This window comes from Nocardiopsis prasina DSM 43845 (assembly GCF_000341265.1).
Taxonomy (GTDB): Bacteria; Actinomycetota; Actinomycetes; order Streptosporangiales; family Streptosporangiaceae; genus Nocardiopsis; species Nocardiopsis prasina.
Genome location: NZ_ANAE01000191.1, coordinates 1 through 13,853, shown reverse-complemented (window position 1 = coordinate 13,853; position 13,853 = coordinate 1). Strand labels below are relative to the sequence as shown.

General features: G+C 64.0%; 11 protein-coding genes. 5 read left to right on the top strand and 6 right to left on the bottom strand.

Features of this window, described 5'->3' with window-relative positions; genetic code table 11:
- From sucB to D452_RS0122990, 5 genes are all read left to right on the top strand, one after another.
- Positions 1-1,176, top strand: a 1,176-nt coding sequence (gene sucB, locus D452_RS0123010; RefSeq protein WP_026129603.1) for a 2-oxoglutarate dehydrogenase, E2 component, dihydrolipoamide succinyltransferase, incomplete at its 5' end; no start/stop codon positions are given.
- 193 nt (positions 1,177-1,369) lie between these two features.
- Positions 1,370-1,933 carry an NADPH-dependent FMN reductase gene (locus D452_RS0123005; protein ID WP_017546494.1) on the top strand — a complete coding sequence of 188 codons (564 nt, stop codon included), beginning with the start codon at positions 1,370-1,372 and terminating at the stop codon, positions 1,931-1,933.
- Between the two features lie 363 nt (positions 1,934-2,296).
- A complete protein-coding gene (gene lipB / locus D452_RS0123000; RefSeq protein ID WP_017546493.1) occupies positions 2,297-3,001 on the top strand; it encodes a lipoyl(octanoyl) transferase LipB in 705 nt (234 codons plus the stop codon).
- Between the two features lie 67 nt (positions 3,002-3,068).
- A complete protein-coding gene (gene lipA / locus D452_RS0122995; RefSeq protein ID WP_017546492.1) occupies positions 3,069-4,022 on the top strand; it encodes a lipoyl synthase in 954 nt (317 codons plus the stop codon).
- A 214-nt stretch (positions 4,023-4,236) separates the two neighbouring features.
- Positions 4,237-4,953: a DUF4191 domain-containing protein gene (locus tag D452_RS0122990; protein ID WP_017546491.1), complete on the top strand. Its 717-nt coding sequence runs from the start codon at positions 4,237-4,239 to the stop codon at positions 4,951-4,953.
- A 71-nt stretch (positions 4,954-5,024) separates the two neighbouring features.
- On the opposite strand, the gene D452_RS0122985 is transcribed toward D452_RS0122990, so the two are convergent.
- The 6 genes from D452_RS0122985 to D452_RS28820 all read right to left on the bottom strand — a co-directional run bounded on the left by D452_RS0122985 (position 5,025) and on the right by D452_RS28820 (position 13,407).
- Positions 5,025-5,816 (bottom strand): hypothetical protein, encoded by a 792-nt coding sequence (locus D452_RS0122985; RefSeq protein ID WP_017546490.1) that lies wholly within the window; start codon positions 5,814-5,816, stop codon positions 5,025-5,027.
- A 1,587-nt stretch (positions 5,817-7,403) separates the two neighbouring features.
- Positions 7,404-8,801 carry an LCP family protein gene (locus D452_RS0122980; protein ID WP_017546489.1) on the bottom strand — a complete coding sequence of 466 codons (1,398 nt, stop codon included), beginning with the start codon at positions 8,799-8,801 and terminating at the stop codon, positions 7,404-7,406.
- A gap of 361 nt (positions 8,802-9,162) precedes the next feature.
- Positions 9,163-10,020, bottom strand: coding sequence for a hypothetical protein (locus D452_RS0122975; protein WP_239646435.1), 858 nt, complete (start codon positions 10,018-10,020; stop codon positions 9,163-9,165).
- Positions 10,021-10,274: 254 nt separating this feature from the next.
- Positions 10,275-11,441: an ABC transporter permease gene (locus tag D452_RS0122970; protein ID WP_239646434.1), complete on the bottom strand. Its 1,167-nt coding sequence runs from the start codon at positions 11,439-11,441 to the stop codon at positions 10,275-10,277.
- A gap of 107 nt (positions 11,442-11,548) precedes the next feature.
- Positions 11,549-12,229 carry an ABC transporter ATP-binding protein gene (locus D452_RS0122965; protein WP_026129600.1) on the bottom strand — a complete coding sequence of 227 codons (681 nt, stop codon included), beginning with the start codon at positions 12,227-12,229 and terminating at the stop codon, positions 11,549-11,551.
- Positions 12,226-13,407 (bottom strand): peptidoglycan-binding domain-containing protein, encoded by a 1,182-nt coding sequence (locus D452_RS28820; RefSeq protein WP_083927598.1) that lies wholly within the window; start codon positions 13,405-13,407, stop codon positions 12,226-12,228. Before D452_RS28820 ends, D452_RS0122965 begins: the two co-directional genes overlap by 4 nt.
- Positions 13,408-13,853: the final 446 nt, after the last annotated feature.

Here is a 13,853-nt window from a genome sequence, read left to right as displayed (position 1 = left end):
GTGCTCACCAAGATCCTCGTCGACGAGGACGAGACGGTCGAGATCGGCACGGAGATCGCGATCATCGGCGGCGGATCCGGTGCCGCCCCCGCTGCCGCCGCCCCGGCCGAGCCCGCGCCCGCCCCCAAGAGCGAGCCCGCCCCCGCCCCGGCCGCCCAGTCCGCGCCTGCTCCCGCCGCACGTGAGCAGGACGCTGGCAGCCCGTCGGTGGACGTCGAGACGCTCAGCGGAACCGGTCAGGCCTCCGGTACCGATGCCGTGGCCGAGGGCTACGTGACCCCGCTGGTCCGCAAGCTCGCCAGCGAGCACCGCGTCGACCTGGCCCGGGTCACCGGCACCGGCGTGGGCGGTCGCATCCGCAAGCAGGACGTCCTCAAGGCGGCCGAGACCCAGCGTTCGGCCGCCGCCGCGCCCGCCGCCGCTCGCAAGGTCACCTCGGACACCTCGGTGCGCGGTCGCACGGAGAAGCTGAGCCGTCTGCGCAAGTCCATCGCCGACCGCATGGTCGAGTCGCTGCGCGTCTCCGCCACGACCACCCAGGTCATCGAGGTCGACGTCAGCAAAATCGCGCGCCTGCGCGACCAGTCCTCCGCCGACTTCGCCAAGCGCGAGGGCGTGGAGCTGGGCTTCTTCCCCTTCATCGCGCTGGCCGCCGTGGAAGCCCTCAAGGCCCACCCGAAGGTCAACGCGGTGATCAACGCCGCCGACCAGACGGTGACCTACCACGACGTCGAGAACCTGGCCGTCTCCGTGGACACCGAGCGCGGTCTGCTCGCCCCGGTGGTCAAGGACGCCGGTTCGCTGAACCTCGGTGGTCTGGCCCGCGGCCTCACCGACCTGACCGAGCGCGCCCACACCGGCAAGCTCGGCCCGGACGAGCTGGGTGGCGGCACGTTCTCGATCTCCGAGACGGGCCACACCGGTGCGCTCTTCGGGACCCCGATCATCAACCAGCCGCAGGTCGCGATCCTGGAGACCGGCGCGGTCGTCAAGCGTCCCGTGGTCGTCGAGGACGAGGCCATGGGCGGCGAGGTCATCGCGGTCCGTTCGATGGTCTACCTGTCGATGGCGCACGACCACCGCCTGATCGACAGCGCCGACGCCGGACGCTTCCTCCAGACCGTGAAGGAGCGTCTGGAGGAGGGCGCCTTCGAGGGCGACCTCGGTCTGTCCTGAGCCACGCCTCCCCGCTCGGGGAGGCCGCTCCCGGCCCGGGCCGGGCACCCAGCACGGGTGTCCGGCCCGGGCCTTTCGTACGTCGGCGACACCCACCGCCACCCCCGACTTGACCTCAACCTCACTTGACGTCCTATCGTGGTCGAGCCTCCCCGAACCCCCGGCCCCGGGCCAGTCGAAGACGAGGAACTCCATGCAACAGCCGGACCTGCGGATCGCCGTCATCCTGGGTGGAAACCTCAACGGCCGTACCGGCACCGTGGTCTCCGGATGGTTCCTGGACCGGGCCGCGTCCCGGGAGGGCGTCGTCCTCGACGTCCTGGACGTGGCCGAGCTGGACCTCGGCGACGGCCACGGGGCCGCCCTGGACGCGTTCTCGCCCCGCGTCGAGGCCGCCGACGGCTTCGTCGTGGTCACCCCGGAGTACAACCACGGCTACCCCGGCCCGTTGAAGAGCGCCATCGACTCCGCGCGCAAGGAGTGGTTCGCCAAACCGGTCGCCTTCGTCTCCTACGGCGGCATGTCCGGCGGCCTGCGCGCGGTGGAGCAGCTGCGCGCGGTCTTCGCCGAGTTGCACGTCACGTCGGTGCGCACCTCCGTGAGCCTGCACAACGCCCAGCGGACGTTCGGCTCGCAGGGAGGCCCCGTCGCGGAGCTGAGGGGCGCGGAGGACGCCGTGGAGGAGATGTTGGACCAGCTGGTGTGGTGGGCGCTGTCGCTGCGTGAGGCCCGCGCACGGCGCCCCTTCCCGGGCTGAGGGACCGCGCGGGCGAAAAGGTGGACGGGGCGGCGCCTGAACGGCACCGCCCCGTCTTTCTACCCCACCAATCACCATCCCCTGATGATCCCCATCATCAAAGGTCTGCGGGTTCAGCGAGCGCCTGCCAGCCCGACAGGGCGTCGCCCACGGTAGCTCCGCGCTGACGCGGAGTTCCATGTCCCACTCACAACCTAGAAGACACAGCCGCTGCCCGCAGTCCTTTCGCCGAAAAACCCGGGAAAAGTTCGGCGGCAACGCCCGGACGGGTTCCCCTATTCCCTTGGAGGGTCCGGCGACGGCAGTGCGCTATCCGACATCCTGCCCTGACCCGCCCCTCTCGGCGGGGCGTAAGGTGGAGGTGTGAGTGATCTCGTTTACGCATGGCTGGGCGACACCCCCGTCCCGTTCCACGAGGGCTGGGATCTCCAGAGACGGCTCCATCAGAGCCGCGTCGCCGATGAGGTGGCCGACACGGTCCTGTTCCTGGAACACGAACCCGTCTACACGGCGGGCAAGCGCACTGGGAGGTCGGATCGTCCCATGACCGACCCCGGCGCTCCCGTGGTGGACATCGACCGGGGAGGAAAGATCACCTGGCACGGGCCGGGCCAGCTGACGGTGTACCCGATCGTCAGGCTGCCGGACCCGATCGACGTGATCGCCTACGTCCGCATGCTGGAGGAGGCCCTCATCCGCACCCTCGCCGAGTACGGCCTCACGGGCCTGCGGGTCGAGGGCCGTACCGGGGTCTGGCTGGAAGCCGATCCCGAGCGCGGACTGATCGAACGCAAGGTCGCCGCGATCGGCTGTCGAATCGCCCGCGGGGTCGGGATGCACGGTCTGGCGTTGAACTGCGACAATGACATGTCGTGGTACGACCGGATCGTCCCCTGCGGGATCTCCGACGCGGGGGTCACCTCGCTCACCAACGAACTGGGGCGCTCCGTCACCGTCGCCGACGCGCGACCGCGCCTCGAACGGCACCTGGCCGACGTCCTCGGCGCGGCGGAGTACAGCCACACCGACGGCTCCGGAATGCTCTCCGGCGCCACTGCCCGTGGATGACTGACCACAGCCCCCACGAGGGGCGCGAGGGTCCCCGTCAAGGGGTACAGAAGGGAACGGGTTCGCGTTGACCATCGCTCCTGAGGGCCGCAAGCTGCTGCGCGTGGAGGCGCGCAACAGCGAGACCCCGATCGAGAGAAAGCCGCCGTGGATCAAGATCAAGGCGCACATGGGGCCGGAGTACACCGAGCTCCAGTCCCTGGTCAAGGGCGAGGGCCTGCACACCGTCTGTCAGGAGGCGGGCTGCCCCAACATCTACGAGTGCTGGGAGGACCGGGAGGCCACGTTCCTCATCGGCGGTGACCAGTGCACCCGCCGCTGCGACTTCTGCCAGATCGCCACCGGCAAGCCGACGGCGCTGGACAGGATGGAGCCGACCAAGGTCGCCACCTCCGTCAAGAAGATGGAGCTGCGCTACGCCACCGTGACCGGTGTGGCCCGCGACGACCTGGAGGACGGCGGCGCCTGGCTCTACGCCGAGACGGTGCGCAAGATCCACGAGCTCAACCCGGACACCGGCGTCGAGCTGCTCATCCCGGACTTCAACGCGGACCCCGACCAGCTGGCCGAGGTCTTCGGCTCGCGCCCCGAGGTCCTGGCGCACAACGTGGAGACCGTGCCGCGGATCTTCAAGCGCATCCGCCCGGGCTTCCGCTACGAGCGTTCGCTGAGGGTCATCACCGAGGCGCGCGAGGACGGTCTGGTCACCAAGTCCAACCTGATCCTGGGCATGGGCGAGACCCGCGAGGAGATCAGCGAGGCCATGCGCGACCTCCACGAGGCCGGATGCGACCTGCTGACCATCACCCAGTACCTGCGTCCCTCCAAGCTGCACCACCCGATCGACCGCTGGGTGAAGCCGCAGGAGTTCGTGGAACTGGGCAAGGAGGCCGAGGAGATCGGCTTCGCCGGAGTCATGTCCGGTCCGCTCGTGCGTTCGTCGTACCGCGCCGGGACCCTGTACAAGCAGGCCCGCGAGAAGCGTGACGCCGAGGCCGCCAAGGCCACGAGCAACGCATAACGGCTGATACAACCGAGTCGTGACCAAGCTGGAACGGTGGCCCACGGGCCACCGTTCCGCATCTCGGGAGCCGGACACATATCCTGGTGTTCCAAGGCGCCCAGCTGGCGGCGCCGGAAGGCGCCGCACCATAGGTCGACCGCGAAGAGGAGGCAAGGCAGCACAGGGATCTCCTTCCCCACCGACGAGGTCGGTGTGCGCTGCCTGAAGCACGATGGCGAAGAAGTCCGAGAAAACGACCGCCGGTCAGGGTGGCGAGAAGCAGCCGGGCCGGTTGAAGCAGATCGGCATGGTCGCCAAGGTCGTGCACAAGCAGAGCCCGCGGACGATCCCGATCGCGATCGCCGTCGCGGTCGTGATCCTCGCGGTCTTCGTCGGCATCGGCATCTGGACCGGCTCCTGGATCATCTGGCCGCTGACCGGTCTGCCGATCGCCTTCCTTGTCGGGTTCATCATGTTCACCCGCTCCGCCCAGCGGGTCCAGTACCAGATGCTGGACGGCCGTCTGGGCGCGGGCATGGCGATCCTGGAGAACATGCGCGGCAACTGGGTGGTCGAGCCCGGTGTGGCCGCGAACAAGCAGATGGACGTCGTCCACCGCGTGGTGGGCCGCCCCGGCGTGGTCCTGGTCGGCGAGGGCGACCCCGGCCGGCTCAAGGGGCTGATCGCCGGTGAGAAGAAGCGCGTGGCCCGCGTGGCCCACGACACGCCCATCTACGACTTCAAGGTCGGCAACGGCGAGGACCAGGTTCCGGTCTCCAAGCTCCAGCGCGCGCTGGTCAAGCTGCCGCGCAACCTGGACAAGGGCGACACCGCCGAGCTGAACTACCGCCTCAAGGCGCTGCCGCCCGCGATGCGGATGCCCAAGGGCCCCATGCCCAAGGGCGCGAAGCTGCCCAAGGGCATGCGCGGCAACACGGCCGGGGGCTGATCCGCTCCCACCCGAGCACACGAGAACGGGGCCCGTCACACCTGGTGTGACGGGCCCCGTTCTCGTTCCGACTACCCAATGTTCTCCAGCGAGCTGACAGCTGATTCGACCACCCGTTCCAGCTGTTCATAACGTTCGAGCAGCTCGGGTTCGTGCTGTGCAATCAGGCCGACCTGAATCTCCACCTCGGTTGCCACCATCACGTCGATGAGGTCGGTCTCTTCTTTGCAGTGGATCGACGTCACCGCCGCCTCAGTGTCGTCAGCCGCTACCTGGCTGTCAGAGGAACCCACCAGCCAGAGTTCCTCTCCGGGATAGCCGGCAAGATCCATACAAGTGCTCCACTCCGCCGATACTTCGATCACCTCTGAGGTGTCGAGCATCTGCTCGAAGGAAGTCCGTTTGATCCATTCCGCAGTCTCTGCTATTCCAGATTGCTCGCCAGGGGTGCCGACCTGCGCCTGCTCCTTGGTGACGAACACGGTGTTGGGGTCCACTTGCTGCTGAGCCCAACCCACGCAACCGAATTCCGGAACGGATCCACCCGAGGGTGTTTGGATTCTCACCTCGTCTCCGAAAAGGGCGTTCTGGGCATCTTCAAGAGTCTGGCCGCTGTGATCGATGGTCGGGCTCGCCCTGCCTTCGTCACTTTCGGAGACCATGAAGTCTGGAACATCGAAACCGTACTGCTCTGCGATACTCATGCTCACGTTGCCATACCGACGATACTCACCGTTCGGACCGAAAACGGCCATCTCAGTCTCGCTGCGCTGACTGTCCTCCGCCGCGTTCGTGTAGTCGTACCCCAGCCCACGCATACACTCTTCCACCTGTACCTGGGTGGCCTGTTCTATCACCTTCATCTGGGCGGCGTTCGTACGATAGTCGTAGATTGGGAGATGAAGACGGTCAGTCAGTTCTCGGTCCTCGCCGGGGTGAACCTCCTTGTCACGGCTCGGAGGGCTTAGATTCTCCAGAGAGGGCGCACAAGCAGTAGAGAGGAGAAGTCCGAGAACGACTGCGGATACGGTCAGGCACTTTCCTTGATTTTTCCTCAAAGGAACCATCCTTGAAGCCCGGGCGGCACCCTCAGAGAGTGCCGCCCGGTCAGAGATCAACTCAGGTCAGGGCGCCCACCTCAACGACGCGTTGTCGTTGGCGGTGTAGTGCAGATTCCCAGCCCAGCCTCCACGCAGCACATCGGAGTTTCCTCCGTAGTTCGGAGAGTAGAAGGAGAGCACAGCAAGGTTGGTCTTGTTGTTCATGGAGGCGGCGTTGTTGCGGACACGCTGCCCCGCACCCTCCCCTCCACGTGTGCATCCCCGGCAACTGGAGTACGTGTGGGTGGTGAACTCCCTGACAGCACTGCTGGTCGGATACGTGGAACCTTCCGCCCAGGTTCTGTAGTGCAGGCAGACGCCGACAGCCGCCGTGTAACACGGTTCCGCGCTTCGCCAGGCACTAATATCATATGTCGCTGCTTGAACGGGAGCGGCCACGGTCATGGCGGAACCTGCGACGAAAGCCGCTACCAGGGCAGCGAAGGATCGGATCAGTCCTCTTGCCATATCCAGAACCCCTAGATCAGTACACTGCTTCGGAATTATCTCTACAGACAAATTTCCAGGAGAAATAAGAATCCGAAAGTCAGCCCGAAGTGTAAGTATCTACTGAACTACCAGTTGATGCGCACAGAGGCCCCGTTGTTTGCCGTGTAGTAGAGATTTCCGGCCCAACCATCCTGAAGCCGGTCACTGTTTCCTCGGTAACCGGGGGAGTAGAAACTGGAGATTGACCTGTTGTTCGTCTTGTTGTTCAACGAGGCCGCATTGTTCCGGACCTGCTGACCAGCGCCCTCGGCGCCACGAGTGGCACCGCGGTTCCGGAAGGTCGGACCACCCGCCGAAACATACTTGATCTCACTGGCACTGCCGAAGTGGTTGTACTGCGCACCTTCGGCGTAGACCCGATAGTAGAGGCACCAGTAGTCGCTAGTGCAAGGTTCCGCGCTTCGCCATCCCGTGATGTCACGCTCTGCGGCGCTGGCCGGTGGAGCTCCCGCCAGGGCCGCAGCCACAAGGGCCGCCGCGAAAATGGATGCGATTTTCGATACACGAAAAGCCATTTTAGATCTTTCATGCAGGGGGATACAACGCCCGGTTCGACTGTTGCGTTTCTGACCTTAACCCACTACTTCGTGGCCGACAAGGCCCACACAGCCACACGTGAAGCCAGGTCACAAACCCGCCACGAGNAAGCCAGGTCACAACCCCGCCACGAGAGCTCTGATTGATATCGGCTGGTCACACACCATCTAAATCTCAGGATTCCGCTGATATCAGAATCACAACTAATCCCGAGGCCAATAATGATCATGGAAACAAGCAACCTCCGGACCCAAAGGCCCGGAGGTTGCTTGGGAGATACCCCAGCCCTGCCCTCAGGGAGGATCAGGAGCAGGTGACCTCGTCTTCAGCGGCCGAGGTGGCATTGACATCTTCCAATGAGGCCTCGCCGCCGCCCTCCGCGCCACCGGAATTGAGGCCGTCCCAGTCAAGACCGCCCATGACGAGCTCCAGCTCCTCACCCAGCGAGGGCTCCTCGACGAGCTCGGCGATCGACAGGGCCGAGGCCAACACCTCCGCATGCTCAGCCTGCCCCGGACCGTGGTAGATCGTGGTCGTGTCGGGAGCACGGAGCTCGGGGTTGGTGGACTCGGTTACCAAGAACCCCTCGGCGGCAAGCAGACTTTCAACCTGACTGCCCAGGCCATCGATTCCCGTGTTGTTGAGAACGCGCAGGGACACCTCTGATGGCGCCGGACCGCCGTTGCTCTCCTCGGTTGCCTCCTCGTCGTCGGCATCCGGCTCTTCGACAAGCTCACCGGCGGCCACGGATGAGAAGAGGTCCTGCGCGGGGGCTTCGTCCAAGGCGACCTTGTTGTTGTTGGCGTGGTACTCCACAACTGGAGCGGTAACCATGTTCATGCGCCCCAGATCCACTTCGCGCATGGCCACGGCCAACTCGGTCATCTTGTCGTTGGTGAGGTTCTCGTCAGTCACCAAGCTGTCGGTGACCGAGTCCAGGAAGCCGTACAAGGTGCTGGGGCTCGAAAGGATCTCCCCGCTGGTGACCTCACGCAGGATCGCGCCGATCATCCTCTGCTGGTTCTCGATCCGCTCCAGGTCACTCTTTGACTCCGTGCTGTCTCTGGACCGCGCCAAGCCCAAGGCCTGCTCCCCGTTGAGCTTCTGAAGCCCTGCATCCAGCACCAGATGCGCCTTGGGGTCATCAATCGGCTCAGGGACGCACATTTCGATGCCGCCAATCGAGTCAACGATGTTCTCGAATCCAGCGAAGTCGATCAGGACCATGTGGTCAAGGTGGATACCTGTGACGGTCTCCACCGTGTTGCCTTGACAGTCCATACCCCCGTAGGTCATGGCGTGATTGATCTGGTCTACGCCGCCACTCCAGCCGCCCCCACTGTCGTTGGCCTCACACGGCGGTATCTCGACCATCGTGTCACGGGGGACGTTGACCATGGTCACCCCACCTTTGTCAACGTCGATGCTGACGATCACCAGGACATCGGGGCGAATCCCATTAAGCTCGTTGTAGCTGGCATCTTCACCCGCACGCTCATCGGTGCCCAAGAGAAGTATGTTATGGAGTCCGTCCACCTGGGTCGGCCGGTCACCCCAACCGTCAGTGTTGATCTCTGCGGTGTCGATGCCGAACACATCCTGGTAGAAGCCATAGCCAGCCAGGCTCCCGGCAATGACCACGCCGGTCATTCCGCAGGCTGCCCACTTGCCGAGACTCATCCCGGCGGCGGCCGTCGACACGTTCCTTGGGGCCAAGAGGGCTCCTACGATCCGATCTGAGACTTGAGGGAAGAACTAGTGCGAAGAGGACCTGTCGCACTCCCCGTGACTACTCGGGCATAACCCCCGGATGGTACCGGAACGGTCTCAGTAGACCGGACCAGGCAGGCCCATCTCCGACCGAGTCGACTCTCGCATCCTCGACTCCCTGCAACTCGGCCGATCACACGTACGAATGACGTGTCATCCGACAACGAAAGCGTCGTCCGCCGCTTCGCTAGCCCGTCGGCAGTTAGGCAGGGTCGCGAGGGCTCTGGTCTGGCCTGGCTGAAAACCTCCACGACACGGTGGAATAGCAGGCCCAACAGTCCACCTCTATGACTCAGCCCTCCAAGAGCTGCACGGCCTGCTCCAGGGCCTGTTCCATCTCCTCCGCCCGCTCCTGGAGAGCTGTCTGGTTGGCAGCGATGTCGCGTTCCTGGATCTCTGACACCACATCCAGGAACGTCTGCGTCAAGCTTGTCTCTTCACGGCACTCAATATTGCGCAAAGCCGCAACCGTGTCCTCGGTCGCGATGCCCGTGTCACGCCCCGATCCCACGGTCTCAGGCTGTTCACCCGGGTATCCGGATTCAGCCATGCACTCCGCCCAGGCGACCTCCGCTTCCAGGACCGTTGGGTCGGCGGCTGCCTCTTCCTGGGAATTGTTTGAGATCTCTGTGGCCAACGGGTTTCCTCCCAAAGGCGTGGGCACTTCACCACTTTGGGCTTGTTCCACTCCGATCATTCGGACTCCGTCGTCAAGCTCGGCTTCAGCCCATCCCGTGCAGCCCCACTCCGGGACCGGATCTCCTGAAGGGGTCGATGTACCTTCGGGGAAGCCGGTCAGCGCCGCGACAGCGTCTTCATAGGTCTGCCCTTCGTGGTCGATCCGCGGGTCAGAACGGGGCTCTCCCTCCTCCTCACCTTCTGTTTCCGCTTCCAGGAGCTCCTCAGGATGTGAGAACCCGTACTCAGCGGCATACTCTGCATCCACGTGCCACCGGCTCAGATAGTTGTGCTGGGGACCAAAGGCGGCAACGGATCCGGGGGCGATTTGCCGAGGTTCCGCCCTAGTGAAGGAGAAGCCGAGATCACGCATGCATTCTTCAACCAGAAGGGCTTGCCCGTCGTACAACGTGTTCTCCTCAACCACAGTGAACATGTACGCGTGGATCGGCAATTCGAACAGCTGGTCCATCTCCTCGTCAGCACCGGGGGCCGGAACACCCGCGTCCTCTCGGAGGTTCGCGTCGGGCCCACCACTCGTGCCCGACGTGCAGGAGGCGAGGGACAGAGTCAACACCGTGACGGTCACAAGGCAGCTTGCGGACAGAGTTCTTCCGAGCATGGAATTCCATCGTTTCTTTGGGAATGTGCACCAGAGCACTCTGGTCCACACCATGGGGGACAACCCGGACGAACTGGTCTTCGCCCTGGGGCCTTCAAAGAAGTTCATGCGCGCAGTGCCTGAGCCGGTGCGATCCTCGCTGCGCGCCAGGCCGGGTAGGAGCCAGCCAGCAGACCGACCCCGGCACCGAGGAACGGCGCAAGAAGGATGGTGCGCGGGTCCAACAGCGGTCCCCATCCCTGGATTACCGAAACAGTCACGACCGCACCGGCTCCCACAGCCGCTCCCACCATGCCGCCCACGAAGCCCAAGCCCGCCGATTCCGTGAGGAACTGCAATGCAATCTGGGACCTACGAGCCCCTATTGCCCGGCGCAGGCCGATTTCCGGAACCCGCTCGATCACTGAGACCAAGGTGGTGTTGGCGATCCCGACCGCACCGACTCCCAAGCAGACCACTGCCAGAGCCATGAACAGTCCCGTGAGATCATTCTCGATACCGTCGCGTAACGTGCGGGGATCAGGGGGAACCTGTGTCTGAAGGACGGAGGGGTGGTCGGGCCTCAGGGCGACACGAATCTCCGCGCCCACCTGCTGTGCAGCTCCCATTCTTGTGTCGACGATCATGGATACCGCTCCGGCACCTGCCTCAGGGGCTCCCCAGACCTCCACAGCGGTGTTCTCCGGGACCATGATGGAGGCGATACTCGACGGGAGTCGTTCCACCTCCTCAACAATGCCAATGACGGTGAAGGGGTGCCTACCCACGAACACGGTTGGCTGATGCTCCACACTCTTCAGACCCAACCGGTGTGCGGCAGCACGTCCCAGAACTGCGACTGGCTCGGCACCCGCCTGGTGGAAGCCATCAAAGAACCTTCCCTGAGCCAACTGCGCGTGCACCGCATTGAAGTACCCGGGGGTAACCGCCAGAACGTCCACGGACACTCCGTCGGGTTCGGCACTCGGTGGACCAGGCGGCACCAGAGACCCCTGCACCGCTACGCCGCTAGCCTCCTGAAGATTCGGCGCGAAGTGCCTTCCCACCGCGTTGACTCCGTTTACCTGGAGCGCAGATACTTCCGCGTCGTCCGGGAAACCTGGGTCGACTCCACTCGGTAGATCGTCGACGTTGGTCTGGTCGATGACGGTGACCTCAGTCGCCGCCATAGCGTCGAAACGCGCACTGATCTGCCCCGCGGCGGTGGACGCCAAACCCAGAGTGGCAACGAAGACCGTGACGCCGATGACGGTTCCCAGGCTGGTAAGCACCGCCCGGCCAGGTCTCGCGAGCATCCCCGAGGCCGCCTCGGCCACCAGGTCTCGAGGGGAGAGTCTGTAAGCGACTCCGGCTATGCGGTCTGCCCGTCGGCGGCCTCTCATGACCGATTCCTCTCGGAGAGTCGGCCGTCCCTAATCGTGACTGTTCGATTCCCGAGCCCGGCCACCGCAGAGTCATGGGTGACGACCAGGAGCGTGATCCCGTCGGCATGGAGTTCGTCCAGGAGTGAAAGGACCGAAGCAGCAGTCGCAGAGTCCAGGTTTCCTGTTGGTTCGTCACACAGGAGGAGCGACGGCCGAACTGCCAACGCTCGGGCGATGGCGACACGTTGACGCTCTCCGCCGGAAAGGGTGGCCGCCAGGGCTTGCTCCCGGTGCGACAAACCCACGCGCTCCAGCGCCGCTCTAGCCCTTACAGCCCTTTCTGCTCGTGTGACGCCGGTGTAGAGCATCCCAAGTTCAGTGTTCTCCTGAGCTGTCCTGTGTCCGATGAGGTGGAAGGACTGGAAGACGAATCCGATCCGCTCTCCCCGGAGCGCGCTGCGCCCCTTCTCCTTCAGTTCGACGGGGTCAATCCCGTCGACGCGGTACACACCCGACGTCGGCGTGTCCAGCAGGCCAACCAGATTCAAGAAAGTGGACTTGCCGGACCCAGAGGGACCCACCACAGTGACGTACTCGCCCGATCCAATCGTGAGGTTCACATCGATCAGGGCGTGCACAGGAACCACACCGGGGAAGATTCTTCCAACTCCGCGCATGTCGATGACGGGGGTCACGTCTGGGACACCACCACGGAGTCACCAACTGAGACTGAATCGCTCACGATCTGCACCCACCCCCCGGCACTCGCGCCGGTACCCACTTCCACCTCGTCACCGTTGGGGGTAACCAGAAAGGTACTTCCATCATGTCGCGCAAAGACTGCGGAAGAGGGGACAGCCATAACTTCACCGTCCGTGGATGAGACCTCAATCGTCAGACGAACGTCCGCTCCGACCAGGCGATCATCGAAGTCCCCAGTGACCAGGACCTGGTAGCCCTCCTGTTCTGGAGAGTCTTCCTCAGCTGTGTCGGGGGGAAGAATCGACTCGACCCGGGCTTCGTACTCCTCACCGTGCTCTTCGGAGTGCACGGTTACGGCGTCGCCCACGCCGATCAGATCGTACTCTCTGTCGGAAATCGCCGTGGTCGCCCCCAGGTCACCTGAGGAGACATCCAGGACTGGCCCCTCTGCGAGCTCACCAACCTGTACAAGGTCGGCTCGGACAGCCGAAGGAAAGCTCGGCAAGAAGGCAAGTTCTCCTCGGGGCACGATCAAGTCCTCGTCGGGATCAGCCGCTGGAGCGGCTACCTCGGCCCCTGCCTCGGTTTCACCTGAGAGCGCTCCCGGAGACCCCCCCTGCAAAGGCGGGTAGCCCCGGTTCTCATACATGGACTCAACCGCCCTTTGCGTCCCGGGACCGAAGACTCCGTTGACCTCCGGCAAGCTGAACCCCAGGGCAACCAATGCCTCCTGGAGTTGGGAGACGTCCTTACCTTCCATTCCCGGAGACAGATCCCTGTACATCGGAAACTCCCCGGGGAGAGCGATCACTGGACGCCCAGCGATCTCGATGAGCACGGTTCCGGCCAGAATCTCGTCACCGCTGTTCATGGGCATACTCGTGACTACCGGATCGCCAGCAGCACCAGGCCCAGGACCAGTGATCGAAGCGGTGTACTCCGAACCCATGGTTCCTCGGAGCACAACGGTCTCGACAAGTAGACGCTCTTCGACCTGTGCTGTGAGCGTGCTGGACGGAGGTGCGGCCGCCTCCACCGCTTGTTGTTGCGGGGAGCGGATGAACAGAGTGGCTGCAAAGGCGCTCACGGACGCCAACGCGCACACGAATATGAGGAGGGCCAGTGCACGGCCACGGGAGGGGGATATTTTCACTGGGGGGATTTCTAGCATCAGAAGGTCATGACCTAGGAGAATCGGACCTGCGGCACTGATTCAGCGAAAGGCAAACGGCCACCCCGGCAAACTTCACCCTTCAAAGCCTGCGGGACCACCGAGACACTATCAAATAGCCCACCGAGGCCGAACGGGGAGCTGCTCCAATATTCACTGCCGGGAATGGCATGGAAGTGACGTAAACATCTGTGACCTGGTCAGATACAGGAAGCCACTCCATCGACCTGAACTTGCGGAGTCAAGACCCGGCGATTGCGTTCGCTGGGGTCGACGCCTGCTGACCAGGTCTCTTTTCCGATCAATCCTCGGGACAGATCGGAGTTCTTGAGAGGGCGGAGACAAGTAGGGTGCCACGTGAGACCAAGTCTCACGTGGCACCCCCGTCGTACCGCGACCTAGCAGGCGCTCTCCTGCTTCTCGGCGGTGACGCCGCCGAGGTCGTC

Bases quoted from the DNA above. Each gene is read 5' to 3' on its own strand.
- D452_RS0122985 (WP_017546490.1), bottom strand. From the start codon at position 5,816: ATGAAGGTGATAGAACAGGCCACCCAGGTACAGGTGGAAGAGTGTATG.
- D452_RS0122990 (WP_017546491.1), top strand. From the start codon at position 4,237: ATGGCGAAGAAGTCCGAGAAAACGACCGCCGGTCAGGGTGGCGAGAAG.
- D452_RS0123005 (WP_017546494.1), top strand. From the start codon at position 1,370: ATGCAACAGCCGGACCTGCGGATCGCCGTCATCCTGGGTGGAAACCTC.
- D452_RS0122975 (WP_239646435.1), bottom strand. From the start codon at position 10,020: ATGGACCAGCTGTTCGAATTGCCGATCCACGCGTACATGTTCACTGTG.
- D452_RS28820 (WP_083927598.1), bottom strand. From the start codon at position 13,407: ATGCTAGAAATCCCCCCAGTGAAAATATCCCCCTCCCGTGGCCGTGCA.